The organism is Rhodococcus sp. EPR-134 (genome assembly GCF_001647205.1).
Taxonomy (GTDB): Bacteria; Actinomycetota; Actinomycetes; order Mycobacteriales; family Mycobacteriaceae; genus Rhodococcus_F; species Rhodococcus_F qingshengii.
Genome location: NZ_LVCT01000675.1, coordinates 13244 through 31203 on the forward strand (window position 1 = coordinate 13244; position 17960 = coordinate 31203).

The 17960-nt window shown below is 62.6% G+C and carries 17 protein-coding genes; 12 read left to right on the forward strand and 5 right to left on the reverse strand.

The window, feature by feature from the left end:
- Position 1: 1 nt before the first annotated feature.
- Positions 2-1207: a 4-hydroxyphenylpyruvate dioxygenase gene (hppD, locus tag A2J01_RS29460; RefSeq protein ID WP_064074306.1), complete on the reverse strand. Its 1206-nt coding sequence runs from the start codon at positions 1205-1207 to the stop codon at positions 2-4.
- A gap of 195 nt (positions 1208-1402) precedes the next feature.
- Here hppD and A2J01_RS29465 point away from each other — a divergent pair, with 195 nt between their 5' ends.
- On the forward strand, positions 1403-1915 hold the full coding sequence (locus tag A2J01_RS29465; protein ID WP_051649709.1) for an Lrp/AsnC family transcriptional regulator: 513 nt from the start codon (positions 1403-1405) through the stop codon (positions 1913-1915).
- Here the strand turns inward: A2J01_RS29465 and A2J01_RS29470 are convergent.
- Positions 1903-3447, reverse strand: a complete 1545-nt coding sequence (locus A2J01_RS29470) for an MFS transporter (protein ID WP_058037678.1) — start codon at positions 3445-3447, stop codon at positions 1903-1905. The two genes, A2J01_RS29465 and A2J01_RS29470, sit on opposite strands and share 13 nt — an antisense overlap.
- A 56-nt stretch (positions 3448-3503) precedes the next feature.
- On the opposite strand from A2J01_RS29470, the gene A2J01_RS29475 reads away from it, so the two are divergent.
- The gene (locus tag A2J01_RS29475) at positions 3504-4154 is read left to right on the forward strand and encodes a TetR/AcrR family transcriptional regulator (RefSeq protein WP_030537009.1); all 651 of its coding nucleotides are present in this window, start codon (positions 3504-3506) and stop codon (positions 4152-4154) included.
- A gap of 4 nt (positions 4155-4158) precedes the next feature.
- Here the strand turns inward: A2J01_RS29475 and A2J01_RS29480 are convergent, their stop codons facing one another.
- Positions 4159-5259, reverse strand: coding sequence for an adenylate/guanylate cyclase domain-containing protein (locus A2J01_RS29480; protein ID WP_007732623.1), 1101 nt, complete (start codon positions 5257-5259; stop codon positions 4159-4161).
- Positions 5260-5465: 206 nt separating this feature from the next.
- Here A2J01_RS29480 and A2J01_RS29485 point away from each other — a divergent pair, with 206 nt between their 5' ends.
- Both A2J01_RS29485 and A2J01_RS29490 read left to right on the forward strand, forming a co-directional pair.
- On the forward strand, positions 5466-6185 hold the full coding sequence (locus A2J01_RS29485) for a DUF6319 family protein (protein WP_064114150.1): 720 nt from the start codon (positions 5466-5468) through the stop codon (positions 6183-6185).
- A 74-nt stretch (positions 6186-6259) separates the two neighbouring features.
- The gene (locus A2J01_RS29490; protein WP_007732621.1) at positions 6260-6916 is read left to right on the forward strand and encodes a S1 family peptidase; all 657 of its coding nucleotides are present in this window, start codon (positions 6260-6262) and stop codon (positions 6914-6916) included.
- A 13-nt stretch (positions 6917-6929) separates the two neighbouring features.
- Here A2J01_RS29490 and ilvD read toward each other — a convergent pair whose 3' ends face one another.
- Entirely contained in the window at positions 6930-8624 is a 1695-nt protein-coding gene (gene ilvD, locus A2J01_RS29495) for a dihydroxy-acid dehydratase (protein WP_003940201.1), read from the reverse strand.
- A gap of 142 nt (positions 8625-8766) precedes the next feature.
- On the opposite strand from ilvD, the gene A2J01_RS29500 reads away from it, so the two are divergent.
- The 3 genes from A2J01_RS29500 (at position 8767) to A2J01_RS29510 (ending at position 12171) form a co-directional block, all read left to right on the forward strand.
- Positions 8767-9108, forward strand: coding sequence for a hypothetical protein (locus A2J01_RS29500; protein ID WP_003940142.1), 342 nt, complete (start codon positions 8767-8769; stop codon positions 9106-9108).
- 103 nt (positions 9109-9211) lie between these two features.
- Entirely contained in the window at positions 9212-10900 is a 1689-nt protein-coding gene (locus A2J01_RS29505; RefSeq protein WP_064114151.1) for an alkaline phosphatase D family protein, read from the forward strand.
- Entirely contained in the window at positions 10897-12171 is a 1275-nt protein-coding gene (locus A2J01_RS29510; protein ID WP_064114152.1) for an alkaline phosphatase family protein, read from the forward strand. The genes A2J01_RS29505 and A2J01_RS29510 overlap by 4 nt, the downstream gene beginning before the upstream one ends.
- Here the strand turns inward: A2J01_RS29510 and A2J01_RS29515 are convergent.
- Complete coding sequence (locus tag A2J01_RS29515) at positions 12168-12725, reverse strand: TIGR03086 family metal-binding protein (protein ID WP_020970773.1); 558 nt, start codon at positions 12723-12725, stop codon at positions 12168-12170. The genes A2J01_RS29510 and A2J01_RS29515 overlap by 4 nt on opposite strands.
- Before the next feature lie 101 nt (positions 12726-12826).
- On the opposite strand from A2J01_RS29515, the gene A2J01_RS29520 reads away from it, so the two are divergent.
- From A2J01_RS29520 to A2J01_RS29540, 5 genes are all read left to right on the forward strand, one after another.
- A complete protein-coding gene (locus A2J01_RS29520; RefSeq protein ID WP_037128852.1) occupies positions 12827-13822 on the forward strand; it encodes an aldo/keto reductase in 996 nt (331 codons plus the stop codon).
- A 45-nt stretch (positions 13823-13867) separates the two neighbouring features.
- Positions 13868-15139, forward strand: a complete 1272-nt coding sequence (locus A2J01_RS29525; protein ID WP_007732605.1) for an MFS transporter — start codon at positions 13868-13870, stop codon at positions 15137-15139.
- Positions 15140-15209: 70 nt separating this feature from the next.
- On the forward strand, positions 15210-15638 hold the full coding sequence (locus tag A2J01_RS29530; protein WP_007732604.1) for a DUF6325 family protein: 429 nt from the start codon (positions 15210-15212) through the stop codon (positions 15636-15638).
- A 24-nt stretch (positions 15639-15662) separates the two neighbouring features.
- The gene (locus A2J01_RS29535; RefSeq protein WP_003939954.1) at positions 15663-15989 is read left to right on the forward strand and encodes an SHOCT domain-containing protein; all 327 of its coding nucleotides are present in this window, start codon (positions 15663-15665) and stop codon (positions 15987-15989) included.
- Positions 15990-16052: 63 nt separating this feature from the next.
- Complete coding sequence (locus tag A2J01_RS29540) at positions 16053-17960, forward strand: alkyl/aryl-sulfatase (RefSeq protein WP_050656827.1); 1908 nt, start codon at positions 16053-16055, stop codon at positions 17958-17960.

Genomic DNA, 17960 nt, shown 5'->3' on the forward strand with positions numbered 1-17960 from the left:
CTCAGAAGTTGCCCCGCGCGGCCTGCTCACGCTCGATCGCTTCGAACAGGGCTTTGAAGTTTCCCAGTCCGAATCCCAGTGAGCCGTGGCGTTCGATGATCTCGAAGAACACGGTGGGACGATCTCCGATCGGCTTGGTGAAGATCTGAAGAAGGTAGCCGTCCTCGTCGCGGTCGACGAGGATACCTCGCTTCTGCAATTCCTCGATCGGAACTCGAACCTCTCCGATACGCGCGCGCAATTCGGGATCCTCGTAATACGAAGCCGGAGTAGAGAGAAACTCGATTCCTTCGTCGACCAGAGCATCGACTGCTCCGAGGATGTCGTTGGTCGCAAGCGCGAGATGCTGAGCGCCGGGACCTTGATAGAACTCGAGGTACTCGTCGATCTGTGACCGCTTCTTCGCGATGGCAGGTTCGTTGAGTGGGAACTTGACTCGGTGATTGCCGCTCGAGACGACCTTGCTCATCAGCGCGGAGTAGTCGGTGGCTATGTCGCCGCCCACGAACTCGGCCATGTTGGTGAATCCCATGACCCGGTTGTAGAAGTCGACCCACTGGTCCATCTTGCCGAGTTCGACATTGCCGACGACGTGGTCGAGGGCCTGAAAGATTCGCTTGGGCGCGCCGTCACGCTTGCGGTACGACGACGTCCGTTCGACGTATCCGGGAAGGTACGGGCCGGTGTAGCGGGAACGGTCGACGAGGGTGTGCCGAGTCTCGCCGTACGTCGCGATGCTGGCCAGGCGAACGGTGCCGTGCTCGTCGGTGACGTCGTGCGGTTCGCTCAACACCGTCGCACCTTGGGTGATGGCGTGCGCGATGCACTTGTCCACGTCAGGGACGCTGAGCGCGATGTCGCGGATGCCGTCGCCATGACGGCTGTGATGCGCGATCAACTCGCTTGTCGGATCCACAGCACCTTTGACGACAAAGCGCACGGCACCGCTCTTGAGTACAAACGCGTGGTGGTCGCGGTTTCCCGTCGACGGGCCTGAATAGGCCACCAATTCCATGCCGAATGCGGACTGGAAGAAATGTGAAGTCTGCGTGGCGTTTCCGACGATCCATTCGAGGCCGTCCCAACCACTCACCGGGAAGGGATCGTGATCGCTGTCGTACTCGACCAGTCCGACCAGCTGGCGTAATTGCTCCAGATCCAGGCCGGCCAACTGTTCGTCGTCGGTGAGAGTCTGTTCGACGGTCATGGTGAGTCCCCTCTGAGTGCGATGTACACAGCGCGGTGCTCGAGTCATGTTCGGCACTGCCAGTACAAACAGATAAGTCCTTCAGAGGTTGGGTAGTCAATGGAGGTAGTTGAAAGTAGACACAGCGCCGGAATGCGAAGATGGTGGCACTGTTTTGTAGGCAATTTGCATAGTTGAACGACGAGTGGAGCGGACGTGAATCTCGACGCAGTGGATCTGGCTCTGTTGGACGCGATGAACAAGCACCCGAGAGCCGGTGCGTTGGAGCTTTCGCGTCAGGTCAAGGTTGCGCGGGCGACAGTGCAGGCGAGATTGAAAAGGATGGAAGATGCGGGCGTCATCGCCGGATACGCGCCGCACGTCAATTTGGCTGCAGCGGGTTTCGGAGTACAAGCATTCGTGACTTTGCAGATCGCCCAGGGGGCGCTCGACACCGTCACCGCGGAACTCGAGGCAATCCCCGGTGTGCTCGAAGCCTTTGCCACCACCGGCTCCGGCGACGTGCTGTGCCGGATTGCCGCTGCGTCGCACGAGGATTTGCAAGCGACGCTGCTCGAACTGAATCGGTCGGGGATAGCCACCCGGTCGACCAGCGTCATGGTTCTCTCGGTTGTGGTGCCGCTCCGGTCGATGCCCCTTCTACAGACTCTGCAGTCGGAGCAGACGACCAAGGCCCCGGCGTACCGACGAGGCGGTCAGTCTCGCTGACGACCCGGAGCCCAGAATCCCAGAACGATCGCGGATACCCACATGATCGCAGCGAGCGTGAGTGCTCCTTGATCCATGCCTTTGATGAAGGCTTCACGGGCGAATTCGGCCAACTGGGCACCCTGCGGCCCGGCTGCTTCGGCGACGTGGAGAGCGGCGGCCAGAGAACCGGATACCGGCTCCTTGGCCGGTTCGGGTAGCAAGTCGACCGCGGGCTGGACGTGATTTCCGTAGCCGGCGGCGAGGATACTTCCCGCCAGTGCAACGCCGATGGCGGAGCCGATCTCACGGGTTGCGTCGTTGACTGCTGAGGCAACCCCCTGTTTGGAGTCCGGTGCGTTGGAGACGATGGCAGCAGTGGCGGGGGTTGTCGACAAACCCAATCCAATGGCGGCCACTACCAAGGGAACACAGACTTCGGCATAGGTCGAACTGGCATCCAAGCGCGTCAGGAGTGCAATTCCGGTTCCGAGGAAGGCGACACCGGTTGCGGTGAGGGCGCGAAGGCCGATACGCGGAATCAGTAGGGGCGCAACCACGGACAGGGCCATCACCGGCACGGCGATCGGCATGAGGGCGAGCGCCGATTGCAGGGGGGAGTAGTCGAGCACCAGTTGGAGATACTGCACGATCAGGAAGAACAAGCCGAAAGTCGCCAGGAATTGCAGGGTCAGTGACGCTGCGCCGCTGCCGAATGCACGATTGGCAAACAGTCTGACGTCCAGAAGTGGGTGGCGAGTGCGTAATTCGACCCAGCTGAAGATTGCTGTCATGGCAATTCCGCCGACCAGCAACGCGAGAACTACCGGATCGAGCCAACCACGGGCCGGCGCCTCGATCATCCCCAGGACGAACAGTCCGATCGAGCCGGCGATCAGCGCTGTACCAGGTAGATCGAGTGGAGTTGCCTCCGTGTCCTTCGACGTCACGATCGTGAACGACACCACGAGGATGAGGACCGAGACGACGGCCAGGCTGACGAAAATCGAATGCCAGGACCATTTTTCGAGGAGTAGCCCGGAGACGACGAGTCCGGCGATTGCACCGGACCCTGCGACGCCGGACCAGACTCCGACGGCGCGGGCACGCTGCGCCGGCGGGAAACCTGCAGTGAGTAGAGACAGCGTCGCCGGCATGACAAATGCGGCGCCGACGCCGGATATCACGCGGGAGACGATGACCCACGACGGTTCGTCCGCGAAGACCGGAATCGACGAGCCGGCAGCAAAAACGAGTAGTCCGAACATGAGCAGTTCTCGTCGACCGTATCGATCGCCGAGTGCGCCCGCCGGCAACAAGAGACAAGCCAGCGTGAGCGTGTACCCGTCCACGATCCACGTGAGCTGGCTCTGTGTTGCACCGGTATCGCGGGCCAAGTCGGGAAGGGCCGTGTTGAGAGCGGCCATCGCTGCGACGACCAGCGCGACGGCGCAGCACGCGACCGTCAGCATCCAGATCTGTCGGATGGTCCACGTGGACTGTTCGAGCGTCGTATCGCTACTCACGAAACCTCCCGATAGAAACAAGACCATCAGTATCGTTACAAGAACAGCAGTTCCACAACCCCCAAGTGGGTATAACTGAAGTTGTGACGGTGGGAATCGACAAGCAGGGAATCGAACAGCAGGGAAACGACGAGGACCCGCGCAAACAGCGTTCCAGGTCCAGGTTGCTCGACGCAGCGACCACGCTGCTGGCAGAAGGCGGCGTCGACGCCGTGACGATCGATGCCGTCACCAAGTTGGCCAACGTCGCGCGTGCGACGCTGTACCGCCATTTCGACAGCGGCACGGAGTTACTCGCCGCGGCATTTGCACGTCTACTGCCGCCGGTGCCGGAGATGTCCGGTGAAGGCGATCTCCGCGCGCAGTTGCTCGAGTTGTTGACCAGTCAGGCCAAGGCCATCGAAAGCGCACCGATCCAGGTGACGGCGATGTGCTGGCTCGGCTTGGGGCCGGAACTGAAGGGTTATTCGAGCGTCGATGCCCTGTCCACGGACAAGCCCGAATTGCGATCGCTGCGCCAGACGGTTTTCGAGCAGTACCGACACGCGTTCGATCGGATCCTGCGCTCGCCGGACGCGATCGACGCGTTGGGGGAGTACGACTACGACGTCGCACTTGCTCAGTTGGTCGGACCTTTGGTGCTCACCAAGCTGGCCACGCTGACGCCTCTCGGGGAGGCTGCGTGTGAGCAGATCGTGGACGACTTTCTGGCTGCACGCGGAGTGTCGAGCTGAGAGCTCACGGCTCCAGATTGCGGCGTAGCACGTACTGCTCGAGCCTGTCGATGCCGCGCACTCGTCGCGGACGTAGGTGCCGCAGTTTGAAATTGGCGTCCGAGCCGAGTTGGGTGGCCAACTCGGAGTCGATCAGCACGGTGCCGGGACGAGCAGAGCTGGTGAGGCGCGCGGCCTTGTTGACCACCGAACCGTAGAGATCTCCGAAGCGAACCAACGTCGGCCCCATGGCCAGGCCCACCCGAAGCTGCGGATCGTCGTGATCGGCGAGGACCGCCTGCTGGATCTGCAAAGCGATCTCGGCTGCGTGATGAGGACTCTCGGCGGCAAACATGACCTCGTCACCGACGGTCTTGACCACCCAGCCGTAGTTGCGACCGATGATTTCGGTGGACGCGGACTCGAACCGCTCGAGCAGATCGTTGAGTTCGGCGGAGTCGAGGCCGCGGGTCAGCGAGGTGTACCCGACGATGTCGGCGAAACCCACGACCAGAACACGACTCGCTACTTCTTCGCCCGGGTTTCCGACGTTGCGGCCCGTCGACGACGCGACGTGGCGCTTCCACACGTACGTCTGCAGAGATTCGACAGCAGGAATGATCTCTGCGCCGAGGCGCAGAACGATCTTCCGGATCGCTTCGGGCTCGTGATCTGCCGAGTCGGCGAGCTGGTCGATGATGTGTGTGCTGATCAGCGAGACCTGCCACTCAGCCAACCTCGACATCGACTGCCCCAGTGAACGGGCGGCAGCCACCTCACTGCTCTGCGAGATGACTCCTCGATTGACCATGTCGATGATCGTCTTGAGGGCGTTGGCGTCTTGCTGGGTGAACATGACGGCGTCGGGATCCTCGTCGACGGCAAAGCCCATCGCGACCCACAAACGATCGGCACGCTCGCGTGTCACACCGGCGAATTCCGCGATCTGCGATTGCGTGAAGCAGCGCGGTCCGCCGAGGAGGGACTCCTCGATGTCGGCTTGAATCCGGCTGAGCAGATGAGCATCGACGTCGACCGGATCAGCGGTGTGAGGTTCGGCAACGTGAGATTCAGCAGGGGCGGGTTCGGTGACCTCGTCGATCCACTCTGACTCCGAACTGCTCACCGTGCTCCTTATTGCCGCAACGAATTTATGTCCACCATCTTCCACGCGGTGCCCCGAGAACAGTACTGAATTGGCCGAACCGTCTACGGATCCTCGGGCTCAGGCGGGCGGTGAGAGTCAACACGTCGGTGGCTTGTGCAAGAGTTGCCCCGAGAAAAGCACTGTCGATACCGAAATGCACGAGATACTTCTGAAAGGACCTGCGCATGCCACCCCGTAGACGTTCCGGCGCTGCCGCATCAACGCCGGATCACCTCACTGCGGACAATCTGGCAGCGCTCGCCACGGCTGTCGCCGAAGGCAAGCGCGCCACCGTCTATCTGCGCGAGGCGACTCCCAGCCTGGGGATCGAAGCCGGTACCTCGGCGAAAGTCGTGTCGGTGGACGGCAACACCGTGATGATCCGCCCCAAAGGCGTCAACGACGAATTGCCTTTCGAGGCAGAGGAATTGCGCATCAACCGCGTCTCCGAGGCACCGGCCAAACCGGCGCCACGGCCCAAACCAGTTGTGGAGTCCGAGCCCCTGATGGAGCCACTCGTAGAGCCTGTTCGACCGAAGCCGCGTGCGCAGCCTGCACCCGCTCCGGTACCGACTACCACTGCTGCCCCTGCCGCGACACCTCGTCCGGCCGTCAAGCGTGCGAAGAAACTGCCGGCCGGCATCAGCGTCACGATCCATGCGGGCGCGGACAACGACTGGAGCGTGACGGTCACACAGGGCGCGAAGCGTCCGGGCAAAGCAGTTCCGGTCGCACCCGATGCGGTCGAGCGAGCTGTCCGCGAGTTGGGTGAGCCCACCGCAATCGAGGCTGTCGAGTCCATCATCGTCGCTGCACGGGACATGGCTGCAGCGCGAGTCGACGAGTTGAGTCGTCAGCTCGAGGAGGCACGCAAGATGCTCGAAGCGCTCGGAGCTACCGACTAGAAACGCTGCGTAGGTCCGCACTTTCCGGGGTATGCGTTTTTTGCAGCGGGGAGATTACCGGCGGAGAGATTGTGATGTTGCAGCGAATTGTTTCGGCTCTGGCAGCGTTGGTCTTGGCACTCGGACTCGGGTTCATCGTCAGCAGCAACGCTGTTGCTGCACCCACGCCCATGGGTGGTGGTTCGGGCATCATCATCGACAATCAGCTGGTCTGTACGTTGACCACTATCGGTCACGACAACGGCGGCAGACTCGTAGGTATCACCGCAGGTCACTGCGGTGGTCCTGGATCGTTCGTGATCCCGGAAAGCAACGAGGACGCAGGCGTGGTCGGCACGTTCGTCGAGTCGAACCCGGACCTGGACTACGGGGTCATCCAGTTCGATCCGGGCAAGGTCACACCAGTTCGAACGGTGGGCGCGGCAACCATCACCTCGATCGGCGCTCCAGCCAGCTTCCCGGCTACAGCCTGCAAGGAAGGCCGTACGACGGGCACGACCTGCGGCGTCGTCTGGGGAGACCTGAGCGCCGACGCATCCACCTGGACTCAGATCTGCGTCGACCACGGTGATTCGGGAGCCCCGGTCACGGTCGGGACGACGCTGGTCGCGATGGTCAACGCCTACCTCTGGGTGCCGTGCCTGGGGCCGGAACTCGGCACCAACATGACCTCCATCGTGGACACGATCAATGCCCACGGAGGTGTCGGCGCCGGGTACCGGCCGATCTAGCGGCGGGCTGGGATCAGCCGCACACTGCTCCACCCGAGGCTGATCCCACGAGCTTGGAGTACTTGGCCAACACACCACGTGTGTAGCGAGGCGGCAACGGCTCCCAGCCCTTCTTGCGGGCTTCCAATTCGGAGTCGTCGACCAACAATTCGAGTTGTCCGGTACCCACGTCGAGCCGGATCTGATCGCCGTCGCGAACGAACGCGATGGGACCGCCGTCGACGGCCTCGGGCGCAACGTGTCCGACACACAGGCCGGTGGTGCCGCCCGAGAATCGTCCGTCCGTCAGCAGCAGGACGTCCTTGCCGAGACCCGCGCCCTTGATCGCGCCCGTGATGGCCAGCATCTCGCGCATGCCGGGACCACCCTTCGGGCCTTCGTAGCGGATGACGACAACGTCACCGCCGGTGATGGTGCCGTCCTCGAGAGCATCCATCGCGGCGCGCTCGCGTTCGAAAACCCGTGCAGTGCCGACGAATACATCAGACTCGAATCCTGCCGACTTGACCACCGCGCCGCCGGGCGCGAGTGACCCCTTCAAGATCGTGATGCCTCCGGTGGGGTGAATGGGCTTGTTCATCGCCCGCAGGACCTTGCCGTCGGGATCGGGCGGGGTGATGTGCGCGAGATTCTCCGCCACGGTCTTACCGGTGACGGTCAGGCAATCTCCGTGCATGAGTCCCGCGTCGAGCAATGCCTTCATGATCACGGGGACGCCGCCGATACGGTCGACGTCCGTCATGACGTGCTTTCCGAAAGGCTTGACGTCGGCGAGGTGCGGGACCTTCGCGCCGACGCGAGCGAAGTCGTCGAGCGTCAGCGGGACGTACGCTTCGTGCGCGATCGCGAGGAGATGGAGCACTGCATTGGTGGATCCGCCGAATGCCATGACGACTGCAATGGCGTTCTCGAATGCTTCCTTGGTGAGGATGTCCCTGGCGGTGATGCCTCGACGCAGGAGCTCGACAACGGCTTTGCCGCTCTCGCGGGCGAAGCCGTCGCGGCGACGATCCGGTGCGGGCGGTGAAGCGCTGCCGGGCAGCGACATTCCCATGGCCTCGGCGGCGCTGGCCATCGTGTTTGCCGTGTACATGCCGCCGCACGCGCCTTCGCCCGGGCAGATCGCCCGTTCGATGGTGTCGACGTCGGCGCGGCTCATCAGCCCACGCGAGCAGGCGCCAACCGCCTCGAACGCGTCGATGACGGTGACTTCCCGCTCACTGCCGTCGGAAAGTTTGGCGACGCCGGGGAGGGTGGAGCCGGCGTAGAGGAACACGCTGGCGAGGTCGAGGCGGGCCGCCGCCATCATCATGCCGGGCAACGACTTGTCGCAGCCGGCGAGAAGGACCGATCCGTCGAGACGCTCGGCCTGCATGACGGTCTCGACGCTGTCCGCGATCACTTCACGGGAGACGAGGGAGAAGTGCATGCCCTCGTGCCCCATCGAAATGCCGTCGGAGACGGAGATAGTGCCGAATTCGAGAGGGAACCCGCCGGCTTCCCGTACGCCCTCCTTGACGGCCTTGGCCAGGCGATCGAGGGACAGGTTGCATGGCGTGATTTCGTTCCAGGACGAGGCGACGCCGATCTGCGACTTGACCCAGTCGTCGTCGCCCATTCCTACTGCACGCAACATGCCGCGCGCTGCGGTCTTTTCGAGTCCGTCGGTGACGTCACGACTTCTGGGCTTGATGTCGGGTTCGGTCATTTTCCAAGCATAGGCGTCAGCGGGGTGTGTTTCCGGCAGACGAGCGACTCGACTTGCCGACAAACGCCGTCCGTCGTGAATAGACTCGTCGCATCGCAGTTGGGGCTGAGTGTGCAGGTGATTGACGTACAGGGGGATTCACGTGGAGTCGGAACTGACTTCGGCTTTCGGATTTGCAGTTCTGGCCGCCTTCTTGACCGGTAGTGGTGTCTTCCTGGTCGTTCTGACGGTTCTGCACGAGATTGCCCGGTGGAAGGGCCGCTTCGTATCGGTGTGGGTGACTTTCTTTGCCGCTCTGCTGATACTGCCCATCCTGTTCGGCGCGTTGATTGCAGGCTATTCCGCGTTCTCCGAGGTCGACGGGTCCGAGGCTCTGCTTCCGCCGGCGTTCTGGATCCTGATCGCGGCCGGGGGTGCACTCGGCGGTTACATCGGAGTCAAGGTCGGTGTGGTTCGAGGCTCGGCCCTCGATTACCGGTTGTAATCGGGATCGACTCGATCAAACTTCCAGAGAAGCGCAGGCGAAGCCTGGGTGAACATCCCGAAGCTCTCTTGAACGCCCGTTCAGGTGCGGGTTCACTCCTAGCGTGCACACGAATGCCTTCGATCGAATATCCAGACGTGGCCTGCTGCAGGGATCGGCGGCCCTCGCCGGCGCAGTAGGTCTCGGTGTCGCTTCGGCGAGCCACGCCGGTGCCGAGGTTCCGGGTGGCAGCCCGGGCTTCGCGCACGGCGTGGCATCCGGTGACCCGTTGCCGGATGCGGTGATCATCTGGACCCGCATCACCCCGACGGCAGACGCGACGCCCGGTTCCGGCGTCGGGCCGGCGGTGACTCTCAACTGGCAGGTCGCGACCGATGAGGGGTTCGCGAGCGTCGTTGCGTCCGGAAGTGTTGCTGCTTCGGCGGATTCCGATCACACCGCGAAGGTCGACGTCACCGGACTCGATTCGTCGACGACGTACTGGTACCGATTCACTGCGGGTTCGGCTGTTTCTCCGGTGGGCCGCACCCGCACGGCTCCGTCGAACTCGGCAGATCTCGATCGTCTCCGCTTCGGCGTGGTGTCCTGCTCCAACTGGGAGGCGGGGTATTTCGGTGCCTATCGTCACCTCGCATTCCGCGAAGACCTCGACGCGATCATCCACCTCGGTGACTACATCTACGAGTACGGGCAGGGGGAGTACGGCGCGAGAAACGGATCCGTTCGCCTTCACGAGCCGGCCCACGAGATCATTTCGCTGGCCGACTACCGAATTCGGCACGCGCAGTACAAGACAGACCCGGATCTGGCAGCTCTGCACCTGAAGCTCCCGTTCATCACCACGTGGGACGATCACGAATCGGCCGACAACGCGTACCGGGACGGCGCCGAAAACCACACTCCCGGTGTCGAAGGTGACTGGGCAGATCGAAAGGCCAACTCGGCCAAGGCATATTTCGAGTGGATGCCCGTCCGCCCGTCGGGTAGTGGTTCGAGCGTTCAGCTGTATCGTCGGTTCCGCTTCGGGAATCTGGCCGAGATCTCGATGCTCGATCTGCGTACTTACCGCGACGAGCAACCGACCATGAAGCAGGTCGACGATCCGTCGCGCACCATTACCGGACGCGCACAGATGGATTGGTTGACCAACGGAATCGTCACCTCCCCGACGCAGTGGAAGGTCGTCGGCAATCCGGTCATGATCACGCCCTGCGTGTTCCCGCCGCTGGAACCGGCGACCCCCGCGGCGTTGACCGAACTGGTGGGTGTGCCGCAGGCCGGTGTCCCGTACAACACGGATCAGTGGGACGGGTACACCGCCGACCGCACCAGGCTTTTCGACGCGATCACCTCGAACGGTGTGGACAACACCGTCTTCATCACCGGTGACATCCACACGTCATGGGCCTGCGACCTACCGACCAACGCCGCCAACTATCCGGGTGGGCCGACCGTCGGCGCCGAGTTCGTCGTCCCGTCGGTGACGTCGCCCAATATCGACGACATGCTGAAAGTGCCACCGCGCACGGTAACCGTTGCGGCAGAAGAAGCATTCAAGGCCGTGAACCGACACGTGCGGTACGTCGAACTGGATTCGCACGGCTACGGCGTATTCGAAATCGCCCGCGAAGGTACTCAGATGGACTGGTACTACGTCGACGATCTCACCAATCCGCAGAGCAATGCGCACTACGCCGTGAGCTACCGTCTGCCGGCAGGCGCGGGCAGTAGAGTCTCACCCACCTCGGCCGCCCTCGATCAGTCCTCGTACCGACCAGGAGTCGACCAGTGAGTATCGAAGTTTCGCGTCGTAGCGTTCTGATCGGTGGAAGTGTTGTCGCCGGAACGGCATTGCTCGGAACGCCCGCGCGCGCGAGCGTTCCCACCAACGCCGGAATCCCAGACCTGGACGTGCATGTCATAGTCGTCGACGGCATGCGGCCGGACGAGCTGCGATCGGAGCTCACCCCGACGCTCACCGGGCTTGCGGCCGGCGGTATCCACTACCCGGACGCCAGTGCCATCACGATCGCAGAGACGCTGCCGAACCACACGGCGATGATGACGGGAGTGCTGCCGGCGCGTTCGGGTGTACCCGCCAACTCCGTCTACGATCCGTCCATCGACAAGAAGCGGGACCTCGATCGGCCTTCCGACCTGCAGGCATCGACGGTTCTGGATCGGGTACGCACCGAACTCGGATTGACCACTGCGAGTGTGCTGTCGAAGCGCTACCTTCACGGGCTGTTCGGTGACCGCGCCTCACTGGTGTGGGATCCGCAGCCGCTCGTTCCCGGTACCGAGCATGCGCCGGACAACTTCACGATCGACGCCTTGATCCGTATCGTCGGCGGGAACTCGCCGCGGCTCTCGTTCACCAACCTCGGTGACGTCGATCGGGTCGGGCACCTGGATCTGTCCGGTCCGTCCATCCGTATCGCCCGCACGGCTGCACTTCAGAACACCGACAACCAGGTTCGCCGCTTCGTCGACTTCCTTCATGACACGGGTCGCTGGAATCGGAGCATTCTGATCGTGTTGGCCGACCACTCCATGGACTGGTCTGAGCCCGCGCGGCTCATCGGCTTGGATCGACCGCTGAACGCGGACCCATTGCTGGCAGGCAAGATTCGAATCGCCCAGAACGGTGGCGCAGACCTGATCTACTTCGTCGGACCCGATGGCGAACGGGCGGAAGCCGTCAGCCGGATTCAGCAGATCGTGGATGGTGTGGACGGCGTCGAATCCAGCCACCTCCCCGCCGAATTCGATCTCGGCACCAATGCCGGTGACGTCGTTGCGTTTTGCGCTCAGGGCTGGCGGTTCAGTGATCCGACTCCACTGTCCAACCCGATTCCCGGCAACCACGGCCACTTCGTGACACTGCCCATTCCGTTCTTCCTCAGCGGCGGACATCCCGCTCTGGACGGTGGACGGAAGATCGACACGCAGGCTCGCACGATCGACGTCGCGCCGACGGTTGCGGCTCTGCTCGGCCTCGGTGCACCTGCCGGCGGCTGGGACGGCGTCGCTCGCACGACGGGTGTGTCGCTGAACGTCTAACGAGGATCGCGACCGGTCAGGGCAATCAGCTTGTCCTGCAACGACGCATCGTCAGGAAGATCGACGGGAGCGGAGAACAGACCGCTCTCGGCGAGCATGTCGCGCTGCCCGTCGAGGTCGGACCAGACGGCCTCGACGAGGTCTGGATCGAGCCGCTCGTCTGCTCCGACCGCTCGCGCAAGGTCCCAGGTGTGGATCGTGACGTCCGAGGTCTGCTGGCGCAGATAGGGTTCCACCTTCACCGTGCCGTACGAGAGGTGAACGTGGGCACTGAGGTCCGTCGATTTCCACGCTTTGATTGCGGCATCGGAGTACTTCTGCCATTCGGTCCACAGGTCGTCCCCGACGGGAACGATGTCCGGTGTCGCCTCGCCGACCGTCAGTCCGGCCAGGAGCGGCGGTACCCACTGCTGCTCCTCGATGACGTGGCGGACGAGGTGTTCGACGTGCCAGTCGGAGTCGGGCGTGGGTGCGTTCCAGTCCTCGACCGCAGCGAGTCGTGAACCGAATTCGCGGTGGGCGGTGAGTACGAGTTCGAGCCAATCGAATGCCATCACTCGAGGGTAACCCGATCAGCGTGACGTTAATCGGTGCGTGAGGCTTCGATTCGGTGAAGACTGTCGGGGTTGTCGCTCAGTCGAATCGAGGAGTTTTCATGACCGTCCCCACCGTCACTCTGGCCGAAGGTCTCACTGTCAGCGCCCAGGGATACGGCGCGATGTCCGTCGCCCCGGTCTACGGCCCGGTGGATCCGGCCGAGGCGCTCGCCACGCTGCACCATGCGGTGGACATCGGGATCACATTCATCGACACCGCGAACGTGTACGGCGAGGGCTCGAGTGAGCGTGCGGTGGGAGAGCTTCTCAAAGACCGCCGGGACGAAGTGCAGTTGGCGACCAAGTTCGGTCTGGTCGGCAACATCGCCAACGGTCAGCGCGGGATCAACGGAGACCCGGCTTACGTGCCGCGGGCACTCGACGAGTCTCTGGGACGACTCGGCGTCGATCATGTCGACCTCTACTACTTGCACCGGGTCGACCCGAACGTGCCGATCGAAGACACCGTCGGCGCGATCGCGGAGCAGGTGAAGGCGGGCAAGGTCCGCAACATCGGACTGTCCGAGGCGACCGGTGACGAACTGCGTCGTGCGTACGGGGTACATCCGATCGCGGCGATCCAGTCGGAATGGAGCATCTGGAGCCGTGACGTCGAGAACAAGGTAGTACCCACCGCGGCGGAACTCGGAGTCGGGTTCGTGCCCTTTTCACCTGTGGGCCGAGGCTTCTTGGCGGGATCGTTCGATGCGGCGACGCTCGGTGACAACGACCTACGCCGACGCTTCCCCCGCTTCTCGGACTCCGCACTTCCCGCCAATCAGAAGGTTCTCGACGTGGTCCGCGCCGTCGGTGAGGAGCTCGGCGCGACGCCTGCACAGGTTTCCCTGGCATGGCTCGATGCCAAGGGCCGCCAGTACGGGTTGCCTTCCGTTTCGATTCCCGGCACTCGGTTCGCTGCACGAGTCACCGAAAACGCCGGAGCGTTGGACATCGTTCTGAGCGAAGACCAGATCGCTCGCCTCGACTCCCTCGCCGCGATCACCGAAGGCTTCCGTTCGGCCGATCTGAATTGGGTGTCTCAGGGCCGCGAATAATCATGTCCTGAGCCTTGCGAAAGACAGGAGTAACATACAGACCCGATGAAAAAAGTGTGGTTGGTCTGGGGTGTCGGTGTTTTTGCCTACGTGATCGCCGTGCTTCACCGCACTTCGTTCGGCGTCTCGGGTCTGTCTGCTGCTGATCGGTTCTCGATCTCGCCCAGCGTTCTGTCGAGCTTCGTCGTGCTGCAGATCGTCGTGTACGCCGGCATGCAGATTCCGGCGGGAGTCCTCCTCGACCGCTACGGTTCGCGGATCATGATCGCAGTCGGTGCGTTCATCATGATGTCCGCGCAGTTGGCTCTCGCCTTCACCGAATCGCTGCCCGTCGCGATCGGTGCACGTATTGCCGTCGGTGCCGGGGATGCACTCACCTTCATCTCGGTGTTGCGGTTGGTACCGCAGTGGTTCCCGCCCCGGCAGGTGCCGTTGGTCTCGCAGTTCACGGGCATCCTCGGTCAGCTGGGCCAGGTGATGTCTGCGCTTCCGTTCATGTTGCTGTTGTCCGGACCGGGCTGGACTTTTGCCTACGGCAGCGCTGCCGCTGTCGGACTGTTGGCGTTTGCGCTGGCGTTGAGTGTCATCCGCGACGCGCCTCCCGGTGCCGACGTGGTAGCCGTGCCGGCCGGCGCCAAGGAGATCGGGCGACAGATCAAGACGGTGTGGATGCGGCCCGGCACCCGACTCGGGTTCTTCAGCCACATGGGGACTCAGTTCTCGATCACGACGTTCGCGCTGCTGTGGGGTGTGCCGTACCTGAAATCGGCTCAAGGCCTCGACTCCACGACGGTCGGCTCGCTGCTGACGCTGTCAGTCATCTCGGCAATCGTGGCCGGCCCGATCCTCGGTATTCTCACCGGTCGCTATCCCATGCGTCGATCGTGGTTGGTTCTCACCATCATGGTCGCCAGCGCGCTCATGTGGACGATCGTGCTTTCACGAAGCGAACCGTCTCCGCTCTGGTTGTTGACGATCCTGGTGGTCGTCATCTCTGTGGGTGGACCGGGTTCGGTGATCGGCTTCGACTACGCGCGTACGTCGAACCCGAGTTCGGCGATGGGCACCGCGCAAGGCATGGTCAACATCGGGGGATTCCTCGCTTCCCTCATCGTGATTCAAGTGATGGGCGTCATCCTCGGACACATGGGCGGGTACACGTTCGACGGATTCCGTGTCGCCTGGATGGTGCAATATCCGGTTTGGATTCTCGGTATCGTCGGTGTGCTCGTCACCCGAGGCAAAGCCCGGCGAGCCCTCGCAGCAGAAGGCGTACACGTACGGCCGATTCGCGAAGTCATTCGTCGCAACAAATAACTCGATCGCATCGGGTAATTCATCCCCTGCGGGTGAGGTTCCCAAGCGTCCGAGCCACCAGGCTTGATGGATGAACGACGCAATGAACATCGGACCGGTCGAGCTCGTGGTGCTGGCATTCCCAGGTTCAACTGTGGATCCTGAAGCTGTCGCCGCGCTGCAGAACGTGGTGGAACGAGGTTTTGTCACTCTGCTCGACCTCGTGTACATCGCCAAGGACGCGGACGGACAGGTGTCGCAGATCGATGTCGACGAAGATCTCACCGACATCGGACTGGCGATTCTGTCCATCGAAGCCAAGGCATTGATCAGTGACGAGGACCTGGACGTGGTCCGTGAGTCACTCGAACCAGGAACGTCCGCCGCAGTCATCGTCTACGAGCAGACGTGGGCGCGTGAGCTCGCGTCGACGGTTCGCGGTGGCGGCGGCGACGTAGTCCTTCACGTTCAGATACCGCGCGAGGTAGTCGTCGCAGCGGTCGAAGCAGCATTTCAGTAGCGACAATTACCCAAGGAGTTCGGCATGGTTTTTCGAGGTGGACGCAGAGGGCGGCCGGGGTTGCTCGGCACGGTGGCGCGCACGGCGGTAGTGGCTGGAACCGCAAAGGCGACGTCCAACGCCATGGATCGACGGAGTCAACGAAAGGCCAGCGAGCAGCAGCAGGAATATCAGCAGGAGTACCAGCAGCAACAGCCGCCGCCGCAGCAGCAGGTCGCCCCCGTGCAGTCCGTTCCCCCTTCAGGCGCGGACGATCTGGTCTCCAAGCTGCAGGAGTTGGGACAGCTTCATCAGTCCGGCGTGTTGACCGATGCCGAGTTCGCGGCGGCAAAGGCGCAGTTGCTGAGCTAGCCCTGCTGTTCTCTTCAATTGCGGCAATGCGCATTGCCGCAATTCGGCGTGAAAGGCTGACTTATGATCGACCCACGTGCGGCATCGGCCGCAATCGAAGCCGCGAACGCCCGAGTCGCCGAGACTCTACCGTTCTCCGACGACGCCGACTTCACCGAGGCGAAGCGGGGTTTCGTCGCCGCACTCGATCCGGGGCTGGTTGCCGATTCGGACGGGAAAGTCCTGTGGAACAACGATTCCTACGCCTTCCTTGACGAGGACTGCCCGCCAACGGTCAATCCGAGCTTGTGGCGTCAGTCGAAGTTGGTCGCCAAGCAGGGACTCTTTGCGGTGACGGATTCGATCTATCAGATTCGCGGACTTGATCTGTCGAACATGACGTTGATCGAGGGAGATACCGGAATCATCGTCATCGATCCACTGATCTCCCGGGAAACCGCTGCCGCTGGTCTCGCGTTGTATCGGGAGCATCGTGGTGATCGACCGGTTGTCGCGGTGATCTACACGCATTCGCACATCGACCACTTCGGCGGGGTCAAAGGAGTGACCACCGACGACGACGTCGCCGCCGGGCGATGCGTGATCGTCGCACCCACCGGGCTCGTGGAGCACGCGGTCGAGGAAAACGTCTATGCGGGAACGGCAATGGCTCGACGTGCGGCCTACATGTACGGAGCGGCCTTACCCCGAGGTCCCCGAGGTAGCGTCGGAGCCGGGTTGGGGCAGACCACCTCAACCGGCACACCGACGCTCATTTCGCCGACGGTGTCGATCTCGAAGACAGGTCACACGGAGACGATCGACGGCGTTCGGATCGAATTCCAGATGACGCCCGGAACCGAGGCCCCGTCCGAGATGAACTTCTACTTCCCGGATTTGCGCGCACTGTGTATGGCGGAGAACGCAACTCATACTCTCCACAACCTGCTCACGCTTCGCGGTGCCCTGGTACGAGATCCTCACGTCTGGTCTGCGTACCTGACGGAATCGATCAATCGTTACGCCTCACGATCCGACGTTCTGTTTGCGTCCCACCACTGGCCGACGTGGGGGACCGAACGGCTCACCGAGTTCCTGTCATTGCAGCGCGACCTCTACGGGTACCTTCACGATCAGACACTTCGTCGAATCAATCAGGGGTGGACCGGTCTCGAGATCGCCGAATCGATCGAGCTGCCAACTGCATTGGCGCAAGCGTGGCACACGCACGGGTACTACGGTTCCGTCAGTCACAACGTCAAAGCCATCTACCAGCGATACATGGGTTGGTTCGACGGTAACCCTGCGCATCTGTGGGAGCATCCACCCGTCGAATCGGCCAAGCGTCACGTGGAGTTCATGGGCGGATCAGCAGAAGTGTTACGGAAAGCTCGGGAATCGTACGAGCGCGGCGACTTTCGCTGGGTTGCGCAGGTGGTGAACTACGTGGTCTTCGCTGAACCGGACAACGTCGAGGCCAAGAATCTGCAGGCCGATACCTTCGAGCAACTCGGGTACGGCGCCGAGAACGGCACATGGCGGAACTTCTACCTCACCGGTGCATACGAACTGCGCAACGGCTCAGTGGGGACGCCCACGGTTGCCGCGGCGCCCGACATCACCGCAGCGCTGTCGGTAAGTCAAGTCTTCGATGCAGTATCGCTGCGCGTGGATGGAGTGCGCGCAGCGGGCTCGCACATCGTCGTCGATTGGAACATCACTGACGAAAACATCGTTCACCGAACGGAACTCAGCAACGGAGTTCTGATCCATTTCGACGTGGAAGGTGGGTCTGCAGATGCTGGGTCTGTGGATGCGATGTTCAGTTTGAGTCGGCGCGACTTACTCGGTGTGCTGCTCGGTGGTGTGGACTTGGGTGCCGAGATTGCGAATGGAACCATCTCGGTTTCCGGCGACCCGGCGAAGCTCGCAGAACTTGCCGGATACCTCGACGAGCCGGATCCGAACTTTGCGATAGTCACTCCGACCTAG

Coding starts and splice junctions, on each gene's coding strand:
- hppD (WP_064074306.1), bottom strand. CDS start 1,207: ATGACCGTCGAACAGACTCTCACCGACGACGAACAGTTGGCCGGCCTG.
- A2J01_RS29470 (WP_058037678.1), bottom strand. CDS start 3,447: ATGGTCTTGTTTCTATCGGGAGGTTTCGTGAGTAGCGATACGACGCTC.
- A2J01_RS29485 (WP_064114150.1), top strand. CDS start 5,466: ATGCCACCCCGTAGACGTTCCGGCGCTGCCGCATCAACGCCGGATCAC.
- A2J01_RS29490 (WP_007732621.1), top strand. CDS start 6,260: ATGTTGCAGCGAATTGTTTCGGCTCTGGCAGCGTTGGTCTTGGCACTC.
- ilvD (WP_003940201.1), bottom strand. CDS start 8,624: ATGACCGAACCCGACATCAAGCCCAGAAGTCGTGACGTCACCGACGGA.
- A2J01_RS29515 (WP_020970773.1), bottom strand. CDS start 12,725: ATGGCATTCGATTGGCTCGAACTCGTACTCACCGCCCACCGCGAATTC.
- A2J01_RS29520 (WP_037128852.1), top strand. CDS start 12,827: ATGACCGTCCCCACCGTCACTCTGGCCGAAGGTCTCACTGTCAGCGCC.
- A2J01_RS29525 (WP_007732605.1), top strand. CDS start 13,868: ATGAAAAAAGTGTGGTTGGTCTGGGGTGTCGGTGTTTTTGCCTACGTG.
- A2J01_RS29530 (WP_007732604.1), top strand. CDS start 15,210: ATGAACGACGCAATGAACATCGGACCGGTCGAGCTCGTGGTGCTGGCA.
- A2J01_RS29535 (WP_003939954.1), top strand. CDS start 15,663: ATGGTTTTTCGAGGTGGACGCAGAGGGCGGCCGGGGTTGCTCGGCACG.
- A2J01_RS29540 (WP_050656827.1), top strand. CDS start 16,053: ATGATCGACCCACGTGCGGCATCGGCCGCAATCGAAGCCGCGAACGCC.